Genomic DNA, 22683 nt, shown 5'->3' on the forward strand with positions numbered 1-22683 from the left:
GACCTGGTTTTTGGGTAGTTAAAGTCTGCTGGTTCAGTTGGCTAGTCACTCTTCACTCCTTAAGTGATTAATGCGAATGATAAATTGCGGTAGATGCCTAATACTAGGCAGTTTATGAGGTGATGAATAGTGTTAATTTGCCCTATAACACTGAAAAAAACTCATTTTTTCGATACAAACAAAATGAGCACCCAAAGGTGCTCATTTATCTGTTTAGTTGGCACTAGCAGGTGTAATTCCTAGTGCTTAACTTATATGCTACTCGTCAGATGACTATTCGCTAGCAGCTTGTTCGCCGTCAGTTGATTCAGCCACTTCGCCTTCGATGATAGGGTTGCCCTCTTCATCAAGCTCTTGTTCTGACTGAATTTCATCAATGCGTTGCAAACCAACGACTTTCTCTTCTTCTGCGGTGCGAATAATGGTCACACCTTGGGTGTTACGACCAATAATTGAAACGCCTTCTGCAGCAGTACGAACTAATGTACCTTTGTCAGAGATAAGCATGATTTCATCATTTTCACCAACTTGCGTTGCACCAATAACTGCGCCATTACGCTCGCTAACTTTGATAGAAACCACACCTTTAGTGCCGCGAGATTTAGCTGGGTATTCAGTTAGCTCAGTACGCTTACCGTAACCGTTTTCAGTTACCGTTAAGATTGCGCCATCGCCTTTAGGTACGATAAGTGAAACCACTTTTTGATCGCCTTCAAGCTTAATACCACGAACACCTGTTGCGGTACGTCCCATAGCGCGAAGTGCAATGACTTCTTCACCCGTTTCTGGGTCAATCTTCACTTGACCGGTTTCAGCATCACGTGCTTTCTCATTAAAGCGTACTACTTTACCTTCGTCTGAGAACAGCATGATGTCGTCATTACCATTAGTAATATCAACACCAATTAGCTGATCGCCATCTTTCAGATTCACAGCAATAATACCGTTTGCACGAGGGTTGCTGTAGGCAGTTAATGCTGTCTTCTTAACTGTACCGTGCGCTGTCGCCATAATGATGTACTTATCATCGGCGTATTCACGAACCGGTAAAATTGCAGTAATGCGCTCGCCATCTGCTAGCGGTAGCAAGTTAATGATCGGACGACCACGTGCAGTGCGGCTCGCTAATGGTAATTGGTATACCTTCAACCAGTACATCTTACCGAAGTCAGAGAAACATAAGATGGTGTCGTGAGTATTAGCAACAAGTAGCTTCTCAACGAAATCTTCATCTTTCACTTTCGTTGCTGCTTTACCTTTACCACCACGGCGCTGAGCTTGATAGTCAGTTAGCGGTTGGTACTTGGCATAGCCAAGGTGAGAAAGCGTCACGACAACGTCTTCTTCATTGATCAGATCTTCAAGGCTCATATCAACTTCATTTTGGTTGATTTGAGTGCGGCGCTCATCACCGTATTGCTCAAGGATCTCTTCTAGCTCTTCTTTGATGACTTCCATCAAACGAACTGGGCTATTAAGAATATGTAATAGGCCTGCGATGAACTCTAATAGCTCTTCGTATTCTTGTAAGATCTTCTCATGCTCAAGGCCGGTTAAGCGGTGTAAGCGAAGTTCAAGAATAGCTTGTGCTTGTTGCTCAGTTAGGTAGTACTGACCATCGCGGATACCAAACTCTGGCTCTAACCATTCAGGGCGCGCTGCATCATCACCTGCTTTTTCAAGCATGCCTTTAACATTACCTAAATCCCAACCTTGTGCGACTAACTTAACTTTCGCTTCCGCTGGGGTTGGCGAGTTTTTAATTAGCTCGATAACAGGGTCGATGTTGGCAAGTGCGATGGCTAGTGCTTCAAGAATATGTGCACGTTCGCGAGCTTTACGTAGCTCATATACAGTACGACGAGTAACAACTTCACGGCGGTGAAGAATAAAGCTCTCTAGCATTTCCTTAAGGTTGAACAACTTAGGCTGACCATTGGTCAATGCCACCATGTTGATACCAAAAGAGCATTGCATTTGCGTTTGAGCGTACAGGTTATTAAGTACAACCTCGCCTACTTCGCCGCGCTTAATTTCGATAACTATACGCATACCGTCTTTGTCAGACTCATCGCGCAGGCCTGAAATGCCCTCAATACGCTTATCTTTAACTAGCTCAGCAATCTTTTCAATCAGGCGCGCTTTGTTAACTTGATAAGGAATTTCAGTAACAATGATGCGCTCGCGACCATTTTCTTCTTCAATGTCTGCTTTGGCGCGCATAACAGCGCGTCCACGGCCTGTTTTATAAGCATCAATAATGCCCTTTCGACCGTTGATAGTTGCAGCTGTTGGGAAGTCAGGGCCAGGAATGTGCTCCATTAACTGCTCAATTGAAAGGCTTGGCTCTTCAATTAATGCTAAACAGCCTTGAACGACTTCAGTTAAGTTGTGCGGCGGAATATTGGTTGCCATACCAACCGCAATACCTGAAGCACCATTAACAAGTAAGTTAGGAATACGGGTTGGCAATACCGCTGGAATTTGCTCTGTACCGTCATAGTTAGGTACATAGTCAACAGTTTCTTTATCTAAGTCTGCAAGTAAAGAGTGCGCTAACTTCTCCATACGGATTTCGGTGTAACGCATTGCCGCTGCAGAGTCACCGTCTACCGAACCAAAGTTACCTTGACCGTCAACCAATGTATAACGTAGCGAAAATGGCTGCGCCATACGTACAATTGTGTCATATACAGCAGAGTCACCATGTGGGTGATATTTACCGATTACGTCACCGACGACACGAGCGGATTTTTTATATGGTTTGTTCCAATCGTTTTTAAGTTCGTTCATCGCAAATAACACGCGACGATGAACCGGCTTTAAACCGTCACGAACATCAGGAAGCGCACGACCAACGATTACACTCATGGCGTAATCTAGGTACGAGTTCTTCAGCTCGTCTTCAATGTTAATTGGCGAAATTGATGATGCCAGATCAGTCATAAACTGCTCGTTCCCCTGAAAATTAGCTTACTGCAAAACTTCCATATTACAGTTTGGCTTTTAAACGTGATTTGGCATTCTAACACAGAATAATATTGGTGCTAGGGCTAAGGAGCGTCATTTGATTTTTTGTAGTAAATTTCTCGTAACAGCTTGTTATTCAGGCAGGTATTTACGTCTGAATGCTCAAAAAAACGCCATCGTTTTCTGGGCATTTTAATAAAAGCTATGAGGTGCTTAATTGCTAACCTCGATAACATTAAACGTTGGCTCATATATTGGGTAAAAACTGACCGATTATCACCTTGGCGGTGAAATTGTGATTAATAAGCTATTCACGCTGAAAATCTTGTCGCTATAATGGCGAGCATTATAAAAAGCAAGGTAGCGTTATGACATACTCTCCGTCTGAACAATCATCTCCATCGCTAAATGTCGATCCACAAGAAATTGCTAAATTTGAAGCTATGGCAGAAAGTTGGTGGGATCCAAATGGCGACTTTAAGCCTCTGCATCAACTCAACCCACTGCGCCTTAACTATATCGATCGCACCAGTAAAGGCATCTTTGGCAAACAAGTATTAGATGTTGGTTGTGGCGGCGGAATTCTAGCCGAGAGCATGGCACGCATTGGTGCAAATGTTACCGGCTTAGATATGGGTGAAGAGCCGTTAGAGGTGGCTAAGCTGCATGCTCTTGAAGCAGGTGTGAGCGTTAATTACCTTAAAAACACGGCTGAAGCGCACCGTGATGACCATAAAGAATATTATGATGTGGTGACGTGTATGGAAATGCTAGAACACGTACCAGACCCACAATCTGTCATTCAAGCATGCTGCGACATGGTTAAACCGGGTGGTTATGTGTTTTTCTCAACCATTAATCGCAATCTCATGTCGTATATTCAAACCATTGTCGGCGCTGAGTACATTTTAAAGATGTTACCTGTTGGCACTCATGAGCACGCAAAGTTTATCAAGCCTTCAGAGCTTATAGCTTTGGTTGATAACACCGACCTTATCTGCCGCGATGCGTTAGGAATTACCTATAACCCACTTTCTGGCGTCTTTAAGTACACACCTAGTGTCGATGTTAACTATATGATTGCGACGCAAAAGGTTGACTAACCTTCTACATAAATTCGCTATACATCAAATATAGTACTCGTACTGTATAACTTAACAATCGCACATCAATAATACATTAATGTGCGATTTGTTTTGGGCGCTAAGGAATTAATAATGCAAACAAACAGTAACAATGAAATACAAGGTGTACTTTTTGACCTGGATGGCACGTTAGCCGATACCGCCCCAGATCTTGTTGCTGCGCTCAACGATGTATTACTCGATAACCAACTGCCGACAAAACCTCTTGAACAGTTAAGGTTCGCTGCATCACATGGCAGTTTGTTCCTAGTAAAAACGGCGATGCCTCACGCTGATGAAACTTTGCAGCATACGCTTCAACAACAAATGCTTACTCGCTATCACCAAATCAATGGCTCACACGCTAAGTTATTTGCGGGTATGGGTGAATTACTCGATAGTTTAGATGCTAAGCAAATTCCCTATGGCATTGTGACCAACAAACATGCCCGTTTCACCCGCCCTCTAATGGCAGCACTAGGGTTAACTCAACGCTGTCAGACAATCATTAGCGGGGATACTACCAAGTTCCCTAAGCCTAACTGTGAACCTATGCTACTTGCCGCGCAGCAATTGGGTATCGACCCTGAACACATCTTGTATATAGGCGATGCAGAGCGCGACCTAGCGGCCGCTCAAAACGTTAACATGATTGGCGGCGTTGCCTTATGGGGTTATTTGAATGAAACAGATACACCTGATGAATGGCCTGCGCGATATCGCTTCGGATCAGCACAGGACTACCTGGCGCTATTCAAGTAGCCTTATTAAGGTAAATAGTTCAGCGCTAGTTTTGCATTGCTATCGCAGCTCTTCTGCTCAACCTTGGGTAATTTCAAAGTCGTCAATTTGACCAAGCTCTAATGTTAGTTTGTTACTTTTCAGTGGACTCATTGTCTAACAGATGTGTTTTTGTTTGGGCAACGTATAGTTCCCAAGTTGCTAGATAAATTTAAAGCGAAATCAAGTTTGAGAAAGACTGCTTAAAATTTTGCCGATCAAATTTGTGAATGGTGTTTATTTTAGCGATCAATCCGTTCTAATTTTAATGTTAAAAATCTGTTGCATTCGCAGAATATGCCTGTAGCTCTGCCCTTTAGCAAACCTGCATAATTAAGCGAATAAACATCCTCAACTTATCCACAGGATGTTATCGAAATTGCAGCTTGCAAATCCGCTAAAACCTCACTATCTTGTATCATTAATTTCTAACAGCACTATATCTTGTGTGTTGCTGTTGATGGAATACACTACACTTAGGGTTAGGTTAACCATAAAAATCCCAATATATATGGGGTGCGCTTAAAGTTTAACCGCTTGTTAACCCAGAGCGTGAATATTAAGGCGACAATAATAGATAACTGGACTCAACTATTACTGATCGCGTATTTGATCAACACAAAACTGCACCAGCAGATATTGATAATAAAAACCAAGGCAAATCCTTAATGAATAGCAACATGATGGTCACTAAACGTAGTGGCGAACGCGAAACTATTGATCTAGATAAAATCCACCGAGTGATCACTTGGGCGGCAAAAGGACTCAACAACGTCTCAGTATCAGAAGTGGAGTTACGTTCTCACTTACAATTCTTCGACGGCATTCCTACCGAAGCTATCCACGAAACCATTATTAAAGCAGCTGCAGACTTAATTTCTCCGGAATCACCTGATTACCAATTCCTTGCCGCTCGCTTAGCTATTTTCCATCTACGTAAAAAAGCATTCGGTCAGTTTGAGCCACCGAAGTTGTATGACCATGTGACTCAATTAGTTGAGATGGGAAAATATGACCAACATATTCTTGCCGATTACACCCGTGAAGAAATAGATACTTTAGATAGTTACATTGATCACTGGCGCGATATGAACTTCTCATACGCTGCGGTTAAACAACTTGAAGGTAAGTACCTGGTTCAAAACCGCGTGACCCAAGAAGTTTATGAAAGTGCTCAGTTCCTATACATGCTGGTGGCAGCTTGCCTGTTTGCAAAATACCCAGCTGAAACGCGCCTTAAGTATGTAAAAGATTTTTACGACGCCACATCGACATTTAAGATCTCACTGCCTACGCCAATTATGGCTGGTGTGCGCACCCCTACTCGCCAATTTAGCTCATGTGTACTCATTGAATGTGATGACAGCCTGGATTCAATTAATGCAACAGCGTCATCAATCGTTAAGTATGTGAGTCAACGCGCTGGTATTGGTATTAACGCAGGTCGCATTCGTGCGCTTGGTAGCCCTATTCGTGGCGGCGAAGCATTCCATACAGGTTGCCTACCTTTTTATAAGTACTTCCAAACCGCAGTTAAGTCTTGCTCGCAAGGCGGCGTGCGCGGTGGTGCAGCAACGCTGTTCTACCCAATTTGGCACTTAGAAGTTGAGTCGTTACTTGTTCTTAAAAACAACCGTGGCGTTGATGATAACCGCGTACGTCACCTTGACTATGGTGTGCAATTAAACAAGTTAATGTACCAACGCTTAATCCAAGGTAAAGACATTAGCTTGTTCAGCCCATCAGACGTACCTGGCCTTTATGATGCATTCTTTGCCGATCAAGCTAAGTTTGAAGAGCTTTACGTAAAATACGAAGCAGATGAGAGCATTCGTCGTAAGGTGCTAAAAGCAGTCGATTTGTTCTCACTTATGATGCAAGAGCGTGCCTCTACAGGTCGTATCTACGTACAAAACGTTGACCACTGCAATACTCATAGCCCGTTTGACCCACAAGTTGCGCCAATTAAGCAATCGAACTTGTGTTTAGAAATTGCGCTGCCAACTAAGCCACTTAACAACATCGACGATCCAAATGGTGAAATTGCCCTTTGTACGTTATCTGCACTTAACCTAGGTGCAATTGAAAACTTAGATGAAATTGAAGTGCTAGCCGACCTTGCTGTGCGCGCGTTGGACAATCTACTTGATTACCAAGACTACCCGATTAAATCGGCGCACCTTGGTTCAATGAATCGCCGCACCTTGGGTATAGGTGTTATTAACTTTGCAAACTATCTTGCTAAAAATGGTAAGCGTTACTCAGATGGCTCAGCCAATAACCTGACCCATAAAACGTTCGAGGCAATTCAGTTCTACTTATTAAAAGCGTCAATGAATCTGGCTAAAGAACAAGGTGCTTGCCCGCTATTTAACGAGACCACTTACGCTAAAGGTATTCTGCCTATCGATACCTACAAGCGCGCGCTTGATGAAATTTGTGATGAGCCATTGCATCTTGACTGGGAAACGCTGCGTAGTGAAATTCAAACTCATGGCCTACGTAATTCAACCTTGTCTGCACTTATGCCATCTGAGACTTCATCGCAAATTTCAAACGCCACTAACGGTATTGAGCCACCACGCGGCTTAATTAGTGTTAAAGCGAGTAAAGACGGTCAGTTGAAACAAGTAGTGCCTGACTTTGAAACCTTAAAGCATGATTACGAACTACTTTGGAACATGCCAAGCAATGAAGGTTACTTACAACTTGTTGGTTTAATGCAGAAGTTCGTTGACCAGGCAATTTCAGCTAACACTAACTATGACCCTGCGCGTTTTGACGATCAAAAAGTACCAATGAAAGTGCTGCTAAAAGATTTGTTAACTGCGTACAAGTTAGGTGTGAAAACCCTTTACTATCACAACACTCGTGACGGCGCGTCTGATCAACATGATGACATTACCTCTGTTGAGAAAGAAGACAACGATTGTGCCGGCGGTGCGTGCAAGATTTAATAATAATTAATATGAAATCGCGGGGGCTGCCCCGCTTTTTTAGGAACGGAAATAATGGCTTACTCTACTTTTTGTCAAACACCTAATGATCCAACTAACGAACCAATGTTCTTTGGCCAGCCAGTGAACGTTGCACGCTACGATCAGCAAAAATATGAAGTATTTGAAAAACTCATTGAAAAGCAGCTGTCTTTTTTCTGGCGTCCAGAAGAAGTAGACGTTAGCCGTGACAAAATTGACTATGGTTCATTACCAGAGCATGAAAAGCACATTTTCATCTCAAACCTTAAGTATCAAACACTGCTCGACTCGATTCAAGGCCGCTCGCCAAACGTCGCGTTTTTACCTTTAGTGTCGATCCCAGAGTTAGAAACCTGGATTGAAACCTGGTCATTCTCTGAGACAATTCACTCTCGCTCATATACGCACATCATTCGTAATATCGTCAATGACCCATCTGCTGTATTTGACGATATTGTACAGAACGAGCAAATTCTCAAGCGCGCTGGCGATATAGCGCATTTTTATGACCACTTGATTAAATTGACTCAAGTAAATGAGCTACATGGTGAAGGCACCCATGAGATCAACGGTGAAACCATTACCGTTAATTCTCGCGAGCTTAAAAAAGCCCTGTATCTTTGTATGATGTCGGTTAACGCGCTAGAAGCGATTCGCTTCTATGTAAGCTTTGCCTGTTCGTTCGCTTTCGCTGAGCGCAAGCTTATGGAAGGTAATGCAAAAATCATTCGATTAATTGCTCGCGACGAAGCACTTCACCTCAATGGTACTCAGCATATCTTACAGCTAATGCAAGGCGGTAAAGATGACCCTGAGATGGCTGAAATTGCCAAAGAGTGTGAGCCTGAGGCATTTAATTTGTTCTTAGAGGCTGCTGAGCAAGAAAAAGAATGGGCAAAATACCTGTTTAAAGACGGCTCTATGATTGGCCTTAACGAGCAAATCCTTTGCCAGTACGTTGAGTACATCACTAACCAACGTATGAAGTCAGTTAACCTGATCCAGCCATACGAAGACAGAACTAATCCGCTTCCATGGATGAAGAACTGGTTAGAAAGTGATGCAGTACAGGTAGCACCTCAAGAAGTGGAAGTCTCTTCTTACCTTGTTGGGCAAATTGATGCCTCGGTAGATAGCGATGAGTTTGCTGACTTTGACCTATAACAATCCATTTAAAAAAGCGCCGATTGTTAGCGTTAAAGGGCAGCCCGTACTGCTCTTTAACGACGACAAAACTACCCTGCTTGAAGCACTTGAATACAAAAAAATAAAAGTATTCTCTGAGTGTCGTAACGGGTATTGTGGCGCCTGTAAAACAAAAGTGTTAAGTGGTAGCGTGACTTACCACACGCCGCCACTTGTCGCGTTAGAAAAAGATGAATGCCTGCCTTGCTGCTGTCGCCCAGATTCAAATTTAGACTTGGCTATCGAGCAAGACATCAGTACCCACCCAGGGGTGGTTGCGCTGGCTAGTAAGATAAAAGAACCAGCATAGAGGCGAGTTAATACAATACTAGCCCTTGCGTTGATATACCTGTTAACGCCTAGTCTGCTTAAACATGGTTTCAAGCTCGGCAAATAACCACTCTAGTACTTCGCCAACTCCTTTATCTCGGCGCTTAACCACACCAACCTCAATCAATAACGACTCAGGAATATGGTAAGTGTCTAGCTCTACCAAGCCGTGCTCGATATACCAATCTGAGCGAGCAACATGCTCAGGCACAAGCGCCCAACCGATACCACGCGTCACCATACCTGTAATGTAGTAATAACTATCCAGCATCCAGTAATTAGGTGATATTGGCTTACTCGCTTTGCCTTGCAGATCGCAAATCACTAACTGCCGGTGGTTAACCAACTCCGTTAAGCTCGGGCGTTTGGATTTAGCTAACGGGTGTTTTTCAGATACGATCAAGGTTTGGTAAAACCTATCAACCGAGTAGTACTCTAACTGCTCACTTAAATCATCGGCGCTGAAAATAATACCAATGTCCGCTTTGCCTTGTTCAACCCAGGCTGAAATGTCACTGCGAGTACCGTTAATAATCGTGAGCTTTAACAGAGGATAAACTTCAGCGAGCTGCATAAACATCAGCTCAAACGGGTCAATTAATACCGCTTCATCCATGGCAATCGTCAAAGAGATCTCAACTTCTTTGGTGACTGACATGGCGCGGGCTTCTAATCGCTGACATTGAGCCAGCACTGCGATTGCTTCGGCGTAAATTTGCTTACCGTCTTGCGTGAGCACCGGCAGTTTTGCGCTGCGATCAAACAAGGTTACACCGAGATCTAGCTCAAGATTGGCGATAGCACTACTGACTCTTGATTGCGCTTTACCCAGCTTTCTGGCGGCGGCAGAAAATGAGCCTGCTTCGACCGAGCAGACAAAAGCTTGCAGTTGATCCAGTGACCAGTTCAACGGTTTCTCCTTACGACAAGTCAGGTTTTACGTATAAACCGTTTGTTAAGAGTTATCACCCGTAAATACAACGCATGTATACGCCAAACGGATAGAAGCTAACTTTGATATATACAATTTTCAGTCATAATCCACTCTCAATCAACAATAGTCAATCAACACTTAACGTGCTTGTCGTTTCCCTAGTACGTGATAAATCGATAACGCGACAAGCTAATAATGACAACAGTAGCCCTATGACACATACAACGACCAACAGAACTGATGCGAACGCGAGTTCAGTACGCAAAACATTTTGGAAGTATGCCATTCCATCCATTGCCGCTATGGTGGTCAGCGGTCTATACCAAGTAATCGATGGCATATTCGTCGGACATTTCATCGGTGCATCAGGGCTTGCCGGTATTAATCTTGCGTGGCCAATCATTAACATGGTCGTCGGTTTTGGCATGCTAATCGGTATGGGCGGCGGCAGCTTATTGTCAATCAGCCGCGGTGAAGCAAATCAAACTAAATCAAAACAAGTCTTAGTTAACGCTCTGGTTTTATTGTTGTTGCTCTCTGGCCTAATTACCACAGTCATCGCGCTCTTCGGTACAGACTTGCTGCTGCTTCAGTCTGCAACAGATAACAGCCTTGCGATGGCGCAAGATTACATGCAGATCTTCTGTTACGGCGCCTTATTCACTGCTGGCGCAACAGCGTTACCTTTAATGATCCGCAACGATGGCAATCCTAATTTCTCGACCTGGTTACTGGTCGCAGGTGCAGGGTTAAACATCGTTTTGGATTACTTGTTGATCGGTCAGTTCGCGATGGGGCTTACAGGTGCAGCAATCGCGACGTTAATCGCTCAATTAACAATCTGTGTGATAGGTATCGGCTATTTCTTCAGCGGATATGCCAATACACGCCTAACAATTAGCAGCAAATTGATATCAAAACAGCAAATACAAGCCATTCTAAACGTGGGGCTTTCAAGCTTCTTCATGTTTATCTATTTCAGCTTTATTTTGTCAGTGCACAATCGCTTGTTACTAGAGTATGGCAATGAAGTCCATGTTGCTGCGTTTGCGGTCATTGGTTATGTTGGAACCTTGTTCTACCTACTGGCTGAGGGTATTTCTGGCGGTATGCAACCACCAGTTAGTTACTATTTTGGTGCTAAACAATACAAAAATGTACGTGCTACCTTATTGTTGGCATTAAAGATTGCCGCAAGCATTGCAATCATTACTGTGGCAACCATTAATCTGGTGCCTGAGTTAGTAGTGAGTATGTTTGTTAGCAACGATGCAACCTTAGTTGCTGAAACAATAAACGGTATGCGCTTACATCTGCTTGCTTTACTGCTAGATGGAGTGATGTTTATTGCGACTATGTATTATGTTGCAATTAATAAAGGAGGGTTGGCGACCAAAATATCTGTCGCTAACATGGCGATTCAAATCCCTTTCTTACTGATTCTGCCGACAATTTGGGGAATAAACGGTATTTGGCTTGCTGTGCCTATTTCTAACCTAGCGCTTTGTACCTTATTGCTACCGACTTTTATTAAAGAGTTACGTACGCTTAACGCAAAAGCGGATAAGGAAAGGTATGCATCAACTACAAACAATATCAACGAACTAGCGTCGGCGTAAGGTTATCTAGCGCGTTTAGTTGAACGGCAAATACCAATCTAAACGCGCTTGCTTAAAACAACGTTTTGGCTACTTGCTTGTGCAGTTCATTAATCTCCATTAACGCCGCACTTCCATACCAAGGCACTAATTCCATGGATAAGCTACCAGCTTTAATTGCAGGGTCTGTTGCTGTTAGCGCCTTGGCCTCGGCCACCGTTTCGACATCGAATATATAAATACCGCGAAGTTCACCATCGCCAAAAAATGGCCCAGCTAGCACTAGCTTTCCCTCTTCAGCCAATCGACTGATATTGGCCATATGAGCAGCTTGGAGTTCATCGGCCTCATGTTTGGGTCTATCACGGCTTGGACCTTTACGTAAAAACGCCATCACGTATCGCTTCATACCATATTCGTCTGCGCCTACAGACTTAGCTTTATGCTCAACATAATCTGGATTGGCCATCGCTTGTTGGCTTAGACAAACTGGCACTGTCAGTGCTGCAGCCAATAATGAAAAAGCGAGCTTTCTGGCGTGCATATTAAATAGATTAACACTGCAGTGTGGTTTACTAGAGCGAAATGCTAATTTCATATTCGTGCTTTCCTTGCTAAATCTAGGTTTTGATCTGAAACTAGAGCATTAAATATATGAGTTTAAATGTCAAAAACGGCTAAGATGCGCTTTTTAGTTAATGCCACTGAACACTAGCTGGCGGGGTCAAAACTACTCACCACGCGGTTTTTGCCGCGAGCTTTGGCAAGGTAGAGATACTTGTCAGTGGTATTAACCAACTCATCTATACGTGTTTGATTGAGCTCGGTGTCTATCACGCTTACTCCAATACTGGTGGTTGCATTAAACTCCCCTAGCCTATGTTCAAACTGGCTGCGAGCAAATGCTTGGGTTATTGACAGTGCAAATTCACGCGCATGGGTTTCATCGATATCGGTCAGGAATACAATAAATTCTTCTCCGCCCCAACGTCCAACCGCACCTTGACTTGATAACAGCTTAAGTTGTTTCTTTAGAATCTTGGCAATGGATTGGATCACAACATCCCCGGTTTGATGACCGTAGCGATCGTTTATCAATTTAAAATCATCAATATCAATTAATAGACAAAACAACTTACGTTGGCGATAAAATAATTTGCTTAGCCACTCGTTGATGGCACTACGGTTATAAAGATCGGTTAAGCCGTCGTGAGTGGCTTTGTAGGCGAGCGCTTTTTCATACTCAACCTTGTCGGTGCAATCTTCAATAACAACCTGAACCGCGCTTTCACCTTGCCATTCAATTACATTGTCATACACATTGAAAAATCGACGTTTGCCATCAAAACAGATGTTCTCGACAACCTTACTTTTACCGATAAGTTTACCTTGTAAGATTTCGTCATACTTATCAGCCATTAACAGTCTATCTTCTGGCGGGATCACTTCAAGGATAGAGTCTAACGCCATCACCTGCTCAATAGACTCTGCGTGCATAGCATTAACCCATGCCTGGTTAAGCATTAATGGTTTGAATTGCCTGTGTACCATAATGCCTTGCCCTGAGTTCATGATCAGCTGACGGTATGCTTGCTCCTGCTCCCGAAGTTTATTTTGCGCTTCGACGACGATAGACAGATCGATTACGGTAACTTGCAGCGCGTCACGTCCTTGCCACTTGATAACATGATCAACCGAAAACACGGTAAACTCTCGGCCATGCCTATCAACATTCTTAAAAGTATGCCCACGAGGAACAATCGTGCCCGCGATGGTGTCGTGATAATTTTGTACTGCTGCTTGATGATAGGTTTTAGGAATAAGATCTAAAAATGACTCGATACTTTCGAGCAATTCAGCCGCAGAATCATAGCCGTAGATCTTGGCATAATTCTCATCAACGTTAACGACGTTTAAGTCTTGAATAATGACAACACCATAGGTGGAGTCAATGTTAAAACCCGGCATATCGAGTAATTTTATCCTGAATTACAGTAACTAATGACAGTATAGACTCTAAATAATCTAAACTCAGGTTAAGTCAACACGAGGTGACATCACTGTCATTAATCAACCAATAAACACTACCAAGGTAGCTGTTGGCCATTGGAGTGATAGAAAACACCTGTATTTTGCAGCGATAGCTGTGCAATCAAATTGGCGATACGCGTCGCTGCTACATCAGCGCTAATGTCACCGCGACCACCAACCATATCGGTTTGAACATAGCCTGGATGATATATTCCTACTGACACATTATTTAATCGTAAATCATGGCTTAACGATTTAGATGCAGCGTTCAGCGCGGCCTTGGACATACGATAACCATAGCGCCCACCTGAAGTGTTGTCTTCAATCGAGCCCATTCTAGAAGTGATCATCGCGACTTTTGCGCCGGATTTAAGCTGCGATTCCAATCGCTCTACGATTAACAAAGGCGCCAAGGTATTGACTTCAAATTGCTGTTTTATGGTTTCAATATTCAGACTTCCAAGCTGTTCGTCGCGCAAAATACCTGCATTGCAAATCAAGATATCTAGCTCAGCACCAGCTAGGCCTTGTGCAATAACATCTAATCCTTGGTCAGTTGTGACTTCTGCGCCAGTAATCACGTTAACGCCCAGACTCTCAAGCTCTGCGTTTGAGCTCCGGCATAACGCATATACCTTTGCACCTTGAGATTGATAATAGCGCGCAAATTCTAAGCCTATTCCTCTATTGGCTCCGGTAATCGCAACTGTTTGCATCTATCGCTTCCTCATTTTTTAGTTGAGATTGTTTTCGACTATTAAACCAGCTTAATTAAGTGATTAATACTGGCAAATGTAATATTTACAACTCATTGAGAAGTATTACCTTATCTGTACAGAGCCCGGTTTAATCACAAAGTCACTACCAAAAAATAAGATCTAGTCCACAAACTATTTGTATTATTATATTTAAAATCTAGTCAACCTTAGAATTACAAACAAGATTTACAACATAAATTGACGGACGAGAGACATAAATATGAAAAAGGTCATTCCATTAACTATCGCATTAGCGATGACCACAGTTGGGTGCGCTGCAACAGATACGGTAGTAAAACCAGACTTTCCTATGAAGCCACATAATGGCGTTAAAGTAGCGCCTGCTGAGTACAAAAAGTTCGACTCAATTTTGAGTGAGTCTAAACTGCAGATTTCAGAACCGAATGCAAAACCAGGCTCTAAGTATGAGCTTGCTAAAGACAGTAACTTCAGTGGTTTAGTCAATGAGCATTTTTATGTCGATCAGGGTTCTGAAGCACTTATTGTGAGTATGGAAGGCTACAAACTACGTAACGAATTGCGAGTTAAAAATAACTTCCCATCAAACCTAGCTGATACTTTCTATCAACTGTCAGCCGATGTCATGCCTATTGACCCTCGCGGTGCAATGGAAAACAGCCCTTCCAAAAATGATGCGATGACCTATCTACAAGTTCATAATAAAGGCATCGATGATGATGGAACTGGTTACATTCCCCATCCACTGCTGCGTATCGTCTATGAAAAAAGTCGTAAGGGTTATAACGACTATTACTGGGCAATCATTAAGAACAATGCAGTTAATTGCTCATCAAAAAGTGGCAACAAAGGCTCAGCTGAGTGTAAAAATGCCTACTTAAAGCTGCCGCTTACTGCCTATGATAGTGAGCAGCCAACCCACTTTGATATTATCGTCGGTGATCAGAAGTTGGTCGTTAAAGTGGATGGTGTCACCAAAGTTAATCACGATATTAGTTATTGGAAACACCTATTAAGTTACTTCAAAGCCGGCGTGTATAACCAGTTTGAAAACGGTAAAGGCGAAGCACATTTCTACAATCTAGAATACAAGGTTAATAAAATTGCGCCCTAGTGTGGCAGCTCTATTAGCCCACTAATTCTATGTACGTGAGACCGTTGCCTAAAACTATGTTTTGGCAATGGTCTTTAATCATCTTCGTCCTGAGCACTTTGCAATTAACACCTAGTAGAAGATAGTAAGTGCTAAGTGTTGTGCCGAGTATCGAGTGTAAAATGCTAGGTTAATAGTTAACATTTCCCCTTACGCACTAGACAATAATTCCTTAAACTGACAGCACTATAATTCAAACAAATTCTTATTATGCGTTCAGCTGTCATCACTACATGTTCAAAACTACGCCATAGAAAGTTTATCGCCAACAAACTGATTGTTATGCCACTCATGCTGCTTTGCACTAATGTTCAAGCTAAATGGTATCAACATAGTTTCGATGTTATGGGCACTCGCGCTCACGTAGAGTTTTATCTCGATTCTGAGAAACTTAAACTTGAGGAAGAAGAGCAAACGAGTAAACAGCTTATCGCAGAGGTCAAAGCAGAGCTTAATCGCATCGAACAATCCATGAGCCCGTATATAGCAAGCAGTGAACTTTCTATGGTGAACCAGAAAGCAGCCCAAAAAACCGTCAAAGTCAGTGAAGAGTTATTTAAGCTGTTAAAACAAGCTCAGCAAATCGCCAACCTTACCCAAGGGGCGTTTGATATTACCTATGCATCAGTTGGTTATCACTATGATTATCGCGCCAAGCAAAAGCCAAATGAAAATACTATCCAAACCTCACTCGATGCGATTAACTACCGAGCTGTGAAATTAGACGACAATTCGACTACCGTCACGTTTAGTCACCCAAAAACAAAGATTGATCTGGGCGGCATAGCTAAGGGGCATGCAATCAAGCAAGCGATTAACTTGCTAAAAGATGCCGGAGTAGAACACGCGTTAGTCAGCGCGGGAGGTGATACTTTGTTACTTGGCGATCGAGTAGGAAGACCTTGGCTGATTGGTATCAAACACCCTAGAGCTGAAGACAAAACAGCAGTAAGGTTGCCGTTAGAAAACGAAGCAATCTCAACATCGGGGGATTATGAGCGCTATTTTATTGAAGATGGTCAACGCTACCACCACATCATTAACCCACAAACAGGCGACTCAGCACGAAAAGTCGTTAGCGTATCGGTAATTGGGCCCGACGCCACCTATACCGATGCTCTTTCAACCGCCGTGTTTGTACTTGGTTTACAAGATGGAATGAACCTAGTTAACCGCTTAAAAGACTTTGAAGCTGTGATTATCGATAACCAGCAAACAATGCATTTTTCAACAGGTCTGCAGACAAATTAAACATTGTATAGCTGGTTAATTCCATATTACGACAACAAGAATACGTGCTGCTGTGTTTATCAGGCATTTAGTCTCAGTGCATCGTCGATAATGATTTACACATGGAGTTAACCTAGTTAACTCCATTAATATATAAATCTACACTATTGGTTGGAAAGCCGTTAATGCATCTAACATCGCATTGGGTCCTAACCCTTGCCTTGGTGCTACTTGATTAAACATGCCCTGCTCACCATGGAGCGCCATATAGTTAAGTAGCACTGTATCAACCAACAAGTTCACGTTATTTGCAGACGGCGCCGAAGCCGTATCGACTGATGCATCGTCACGCATAAAACCAATTTGTTGATGACGCGCCATTTCTTCTTCGCTGCCGCCCATAAGTTGCGGCTTACCATTTGGATTAAATACTAAGAAGAAAGCTGCGCCCGTCGATGAATTATCACCTGTCCACTCACCTTTACCGCGACCATTTTCAGAGTCGTCGATTCGGCCATTACTGGCTACTGACCCATCACTGAACACATAAAGCATAAGCGGCATATTGCGACGAGCTGCGTATTCAAGACATGCTCCCATACAGCGACCAGCGCGTAGATCCCTTAGCTCACCTGTGCCACGCTCGCCAGTGTGGTAATCAAAGCCGCCCATTGTGACCGTGCCTGCCCCCGAGTATCCGTTAACCACAAGTTTCATGATTGAAGCTGTTTTTTGAAACTCAGATTCACCATCAAACTCGTTAATGGAGAAAATGCCGGCTGGTCCTACAATATCAGGGTCAAGCACAGGGTTAAGCGTTGATGGATCGCCAAACCTGTCAGCTAAATCGGCGCTCTTCACATAACCACAATTAACCAGGTCTTTGATGACATCTTCTCGGGTTACTTGAGTATTCACACTCGCCATTTTTTGCGCACTGATCCGCTGAATACTTTCCATAACAGTGACGGCATCAGATTGCGATAACAGCCCAAATAAATCACCTACATCCACCAAACCTGTTACATCTGTTGGTCGGTCAATTTTGGTTGGCCTCTTACTTAAATCGATGAAATTGGCAGCTGGCATCGAATTACCACCAGAATCAGTATTGCGCGAACCAATCAAGGGCATTAATGAACCATCGGCTCCAGCTGCAGCAATCGCGTACATGGGATTGTGGGGGTTGTTGCCAGTATCATTGTCTGAGCGACACGGTATTACTGCACCATTAATCTTAGCTGCCGTGTCGGCTGACACTTTTTCTAATATGCCTCGCAAAAAGCCTGAATCTGAGTGAAAGGCTAAACCAAGGTCGGTATTAACTAAATCTGATGCACCTGTGTTCGGATCCATAACCGAAGGCACCATATCGCCAGGTAGCCCGAGCTTGTTATAACCTGCGGTCGACAAAAAGTCCTGCTGACCGCCAGCTCCCCCGACTAGCACGTTGGAACCGGCGATGTTTGCACCGCCTGCTAAGTCAAAGCTGATAAACGGAATTTTGCCTGCACCTTGTACATTTATGCCACAGGTATTGCGTAGCGCTTCAAGATCAGGCGATAACGCTGCTTGCGCCTGATTAACATCAGCAAACAAACTAAACAGCGAAAGGCCTGCAACGGCCTGCCCACCTTTTACTAAGCCGGTTGCAATAAAGTCTCGGCGACTAATTGGACGGCGGTGATCGGCAAATAGCAACGGCTCATTAACGCCTTTGGTCCTTGGTTTACTCATAATGATGTCCTTTCAAATTGCTATTGTGTAAAACGCCTACCAAGTTGAAGTTTTTACTTTGTTTGATACTTATCTTCATACTCTTAACCGCGCCTCCTACTGCACAAGCATGACTGCGCTAGCAAGCACAGCAGTGCAGCTTGCTTTTGCAATAGTGCGAGTACGCTGCGCATCACAATTTGTTGAGCACTGCGATAGCTTATCGACTAGGTCACTTAGCTCATCGCTCACATCAAGGGCTTGTGGCTGCGTTGATAAACTCAGTGGCATCATACGATTGACAATTGGGTCAATCATATCGGCGCGATTAGCTTGACTCAGTGCAACCGCGGGCGGTTGATTAAAATCAATATTTGGCATCCAGGCATCGCGGATACTGACATCTTCAATCGCTTGATCACAGTATGCGATAGCTAGTTGGGTTACGCCCATCTGCTGAGCTGAAATGAAGGTGTCAATATTTTCAATGCTAGGTAGCTGGCGTTTCACCAACTGGTAGGTATCGAACACCTTTATATTTGCAGGGCTAACGCCGGTTAAACTACTCATAGAATGGTTTATTTCGGCAAAGTTGCGAATACCGATATGGGCGGTTTCTGTCGTTGCGGGTAGCTCTTCTGGTGTGACAATCACCCCAGGCACACGCACATTGGTGTGCTCACCTAACTTATCGAAGGTTAAGAAAAACTCATCAAGGCTTGGGCCTTTTTCTAAACCTATAATCGTGCCCAATGGTGAAATAGGATGCGGTTCACCAAGAGCCTGACCTGCTGAGATATTTCGAGTCAGATTTGCATAAGATTGCCCTTGAGCACTCTCTTTACCATTCATACCAATGCGGATGCCGTTTACCTCAAAACCTTCGGCAACGCTATCGCCATTGATATTGACAATGGATGCGCCGTTAAATAGATAACTAAAGTTATCAAACTGACTCACCTCGAACATCACGTATGTTTCGGCTAAGTCAATCAAATGGCTAATTGAGAACAGCAAGAAGAACTTCTCACCAACACCGACATCATAGTTCTGCGCGATTTGCTCAGCTTCTAGCTCACGATTAAATAATGCGAGTAAACGGATGTCACCTTGCCACACATGCTGATTTGATGCTTCTCGCCCAAGAATGAGTGCAAAGCTATCGTCCCAGCTTGCTAGCGGTGCAATATCCTCATCGACTATGTCGATCAAACGACCATTAACATAAATTTTGCGACCAGTTTGCGCATTGTAGGTTACAACAACATGTTGCAGTGTTGCCTGTAGCACTTCTCTGGCATCAGGCGTGCTCAGCGCAGGATCGCCATTGGCGTTAGACGCTGCTGTTCGCAGCATAAAGTCATAATTGTACTGAGTCTGTCCTAGAGTAAAGTTACGATCGTTGTCGCCGGCTGAATAAGACACAATGCGTGCAGGCCCTTCTTGCACCACATTGTTGGGTGTTACCCAGGCTTCAATGGTAAATTCATTGGTGGCGGTGATTAAGTCATGAAACTTCTTACTCGATGCAGTACTGGCCTGCGCTTTAGCATTACGGAAAGTTATGCCCCAACTGCCAAGCCAGTCATAATCGCCTTGTAAGGTTAAGTTTGCCGCAGGTGTAATGCCAGATGTGTCATAGGCAATGTTACCTTCGCCGGCTTTAAACTGATAAAGCGCAATCATGTCATTTTCAAATCGCCCGCCACTTGATGCTGTAATACCATCAACAAGGCGTAGAGACTTAGACACCACCATATCTGGATCGATCGCATCGACCTCAATTGCATCACTCATCGCGTTCACTGCAACTAGCATTTCTGCACTGTTCGCCTGACAATCGCTCCAACAATTATGGAACTCGCTACCTAGCCTGACCACAAGACGGGACTGACTTGGTTCACCGAGATTAATCACCGTTTTGGCCGCTTCATAGGCTGAAGTTAAATCATTGCTGGCAAAAAATGGCGATTGGGCAAAGTCAGCGGATTCATCATGACACTGCACACAGTATTGATTCACTATCGGATAAACATGTTGGCTAAACAACGTAGCATCTTCAGGAAAGTTTTTACTTGAGCCCGGGTCACGAATAACTGGTGCGGTTAATTCAATTGTATTGGCTGTTGATACGCGATCATCTGACCAAAGTTTAATCCATTGCGCCATGGTTTCACCGCAGGCAACATCACTTGCTAGCCAGCAGTTATGTCCGCCAGCTACCTTTTCAACGAGACGAGAATCTGCCGGAGTTGCAAGATCGACAAGCGGGTTTGTCGCAGCATAGGCATCATTTACGTCATTACGACTAGCAAAATACGGTGCTTGCAAACCTTCGGTATGGCAGGCGCCACATTTATCTTGAGTCGAAATATTATCCCACAAGGCGACTTTATACTTTTGAATGTCTTCAGTTGCTGGTGGCGGACCACTATAAACATCTGAGGTTGGGTCTTGCTGCTGAGGTGGATTTTGCTCTACCTCACTGCCGCCACATCCATATAGGGCAATCAACAATGCGGTAAGGGAAAGCGTATTCATGGATTTCATCATTTACTCTCCCATACAGTAGTTGCCAACTTCAGCAAAGGTGCGCTTTAGTTGAAAACCATTTTGCTTAAACGAATCCGTGCTTGCGCTTATCTGCGCTAAGTCGGCATTAGATTCTGCATCGCGCAGACAAACCGCTTTAAATACTTTTTTAACCTGGCATTGTGCGAAGGCTTCACTGTTTGCTAGCTCTTGCCCCAAAGATTTCGCGCCATAGCCTTTGCCCGGCAACGAATCACTCCAACCTAAATGTTGATTGATACCGCTTCGCCAATAGTTCTGCCATTCATCATCTGGCGTGGCAAAGCCATATGGGAAAGTCGTGGAGTTAATATGATATTTAGCTTGAACACGCGTCCCCGTCTCAGGGTCAATTTGGCCAGCGCGGTTATATACTACTGCGCCGCTTTCACCTTGTGGGTCATTGTCTAAATCAAACTCATAGTTGTAATAAGCAAACGCCTGCGCGAGCGGATCCATGCCAGTATGGCAGGCAGAACAATTGTTAATAAATAACCGGCTATCGCCACCTGGGCTGCGGCTAACGTCTTGACGGATCCTATCAGTAGGCAAGCTGTTGTCTTTTAGCGGCTCTAAGTCAGTGCATAAGTGGTTCATCAAGGTAAAGCGCAACATGGCACGATTGGTTCCAAGATAAAAGAATGCCTTAGCTGCAGCCCTTGTAGTAAGTACACCTGCTGTTGCGTCTGCTGGAACATTTGAAACAGACGATTGACTGGTTGCCACTAGATGTTGCTGCAAATCGATAAATCCATCTTCTAGCGCCTGATAATGAGCATTGTTGTTAGTGTTATAAGCAGGCAGATTAAGCGTATCGTCACCAACATAAACAGTATCGGCCTGCAAAATTTGCCGAAAATCAACATCGTCACGCACCATACCAATCACTGTCGCGGAATAGTCATTGAGTGGCTCAAAACTATCTTGATCGATATTAGTCCAGGGCGTTGCAAACAGTTTTAAGGTACTGGAATAAAAAGCGGGTGAAGACATCGCCATGTAGGCAGCTTCAATTGGCTTGTTGTCGTCGATTAACTGAGCCATATCCAAAATTATTTGCTCAGATGGCGGTACGCCAGCTAAGCGATCATGTAATCTTTTAGCTTGTTCAAGACTGCCAGCGGTCAAATTCGCACTGTAGCCCATAGACAAAACGATCAAACTCGTGCAAAAAATTGACGCTTTCTTATGATCATTTTTACCGAACCATTTAAACGTTGTTTTAAATGGAATCATTTTGCGTTCCTTGTTGATTCTTTGTGTATTTGTGTCCATACACACTTCCCAGATACTTATTTTCATTTGTTTACAAATTAATCAAAACGACAAATTGTTGACGTAGAATT

Annotated in this window: 16 protein-coding genes; 8 read left to right on the plus strand and 8 right to left on the minus strand. The window is 43.6% G+C overall.

From position 1 onward, the window contains the following. Positions 1-273 precede the first annotated feature (273 nt). Positions 274-2946: a DNA gyrase subunit A gene (gyrA, locus tag EXU30_RS00445; RefSeq protein ID WP_130597313.1), complete on the minus strand. Its 2673-nt coding sequence runs from the start codon at positions 2944-2946 to the stop codon at positions 274-276. Positions 2947-3338: 392 nt separating this feature from the next. On the opposite strand from gyrA, the gene ubiG reads away from it, so the two are divergent. The 5 genes from ubiG (at position 3339) to yfaE (ending at position 9347) form a co-directional block, all read left to right on the plus strand. Then, positions 3339-4073 carry a bifunctional 2-polyprenyl-6-hydroxyphenol methylase/3-demethylubiquinol 3-O-methyltransferase UbiG gene (gene ubiG / locus EXU30_RS00450; RefSeq protein ID WP_130597314.1) on the plus strand — a complete coding sequence of 245 codons (735 nt, stop codon included), beginning with the start codon at positions 3339-3341 and terminating at the stop codon, positions 4071-4073. A gap of 114 nt (positions 4074-4187) precedes the next feature. Then, positions 4188-4856 carry an HAD family hydrolase gene (locus EXU30_RS00455; RefSeq protein WP_130597315.1) on the plus strand — a complete coding sequence of 223 codons (669 nt, stop codon included), beginning with the start codon at positions 4188-4190 and terminating at the stop codon, positions 4854-4856. Positions 4857-5542: 686 nt separating this feature from the next. After that, on the plus strand, positions 5543-7831 hold the full coding sequence (gene nrdA / locus EXU30_RS00460) for a class 1a ribonucleoside-diphosphate reductase subunit alpha (RefSeq protein ID WP_130597316.1): 2289 nt from the start codon (positions 5543-5545) through the stop codon (positions 7829-7831). Positions 7832-7885: 54 nt separating this feature from the next. Continuing rightward, positions 7886-9016: a class Ia ribonucleoside-diphosphate reductase subunit beta gene (gene nrdB, locus EXU30_RS00465; protein WP_130597317.1), complete on the plus strand. Its 1131-nt coding sequence runs from the start codon at positions 7886-7888 to the stop codon at positions 9014-9016. Further along, on the plus strand, positions 8991-9347 hold the full coding sequence (gene yfaE, locus EXU30_RS00470; RefSeq protein WP_130597318.1) for a class I ribonucleotide reductase maintenance protein YfaE: 357 nt from the start codon (positions 8991-8993) through the stop codon (positions 9345-9347). The genes nrdB and yfaE overlap by 26 nt, the downstream gene beginning before the upstream one ends. Before the next feature lie 42 nt (positions 9348-9389). Here the strand turns inward: yfaE and EXU30_RS00475 are convergent, their stop codons facing one another. Beyond that, a complete protein-coding gene (locus tag EXU30_RS00475; protein ID WP_130597319.1) occupies positions 9390-10277 on the minus strand; it encodes a LysR family transcriptional regulator in 888 nt (295 codons plus the stop codon). 236 nt (positions 10278-10513) lie between these two features. Between EXU30_RS00475 and EXU30_RS00480 the strand changes: the two genes are divergently transcribed. Beyond that, entirely contained in the window at positions 10514-11920 is a 1407-nt protein-coding gene (locus EXU30_RS00480) for an MATE family efflux transporter (protein ID WP_130597320.1), read from the plus strand. Positions 11921-11972: 52 nt separating this feature from the next. On the opposite strand, the gene EXU30_RS00485 is transcribed toward EXU30_RS00480, so the two are convergent. The 3 genes from EXU30_RS00485 to EXU30_RS00495 form a co-directional block, all read right to left on the minus strand. Beyond that, positions 11973-12497: a YciI family protein gene (locus tag EXU30_RS00485; protein WP_242620280.1), complete on the minus strand. Its 525-nt coding sequence runs from the start codon at positions 12495-12497 to the stop codon at positions 11973-11975. Positions 12498-12610: 113 nt separating this feature from the next. Further along, entirely contained in the window at positions 12611-13867 is a 1257-nt protein-coding gene (locus EXU30_RS00490; RefSeq protein ID WP_130597321.1) for a sensor domain-containing diguanylate cyclase, read from the minus strand. 116 nt (positions 13868-13983) lie between these two features. After that, entirely contained in the window at positions 13984-14646 is a 663-nt protein-coding gene (locus tag EXU30_RS00495; protein ID WP_130597322.1) for an SDR family oxidoreductase, read from the minus strand. Between the two features lie 262 nt (positions 14647-14908). Between EXU30_RS00495 and EXU30_RS00500 the strand changes: the two genes are divergently transcribed. Then, on the plus strand, positions 14909-15781 hold the full coding sequence (locus EXU30_RS00500; protein WP_242620281.1) for a polysaccharide lyase family 7 protein: 873 nt from the start codon (positions 14909-14911) through the stop codon (positions 15779-15781). Between the two features lie 249 nt (positions 15782-16030). Further along, positions 16031-17071: an FAD:protein FMN transferase gene (locus EXU30_RS00505; protein ID WP_207234087.1), complete on the plus strand. Its 1041-nt coding sequence runs from the start codon at positions 16031-16033 to the stop codon at positions 17069-17071. A 138-nt stretch (positions 17072-17209) separates the two neighbouring features. Here EXU30_RS00505 and EXU30_RS00510 read toward each other — a convergent pair whose 3' ends face one another. From EXU30_RS00510 to EXU30_RS00520, 3 genes are all read right to left on the minus strand, one after another. Beyond that, the gene (locus EXU30_RS00510; protein WP_130597323.1) at positions 17210-18787 is read right to left on the minus strand and encodes a general secretion pathway protein GspF; all 1578 of its coding nucleotides are present in this window, start codon (positions 18785-18787) and stop codon (positions 17210-17212) included. Positions 18788-18883: 96 nt separating this feature from the next. Continuing rightward, positions 18884-21319 carry a LamG domain-containing protein gene (locus EXU30_RS00515; RefSeq protein ID WP_242620282.1) on the minus strand — a complete coding sequence of 812 codons (2436 nt, stop codon included), beginning with the start codon at positions 21317-21319 and terminating at the stop codon, positions 18884-18886. Continuing rightward, the gene (locus tag EXU30_RS00520) at positions 21320-22573 is read right to left on the minus strand and encodes a hypothetical protein (protein ID WP_130597324.1); all 1254 of its coding nucleotides are present in this window, start codon (positions 22571-22573) and stop codon (positions 21320-21322) included. Positions 22574-22683: the final 110 nt, after the last annotated feature.

This window comes from Shewanella maritima, assembly GCF_004295345.1.
GTDB classification, from domain to species: Bacteria; Pseudomonadota; Gammaproteobacteria; order Enterobacterales; family Shewanellaceae; genus Shewanella; species Shewanella maritima.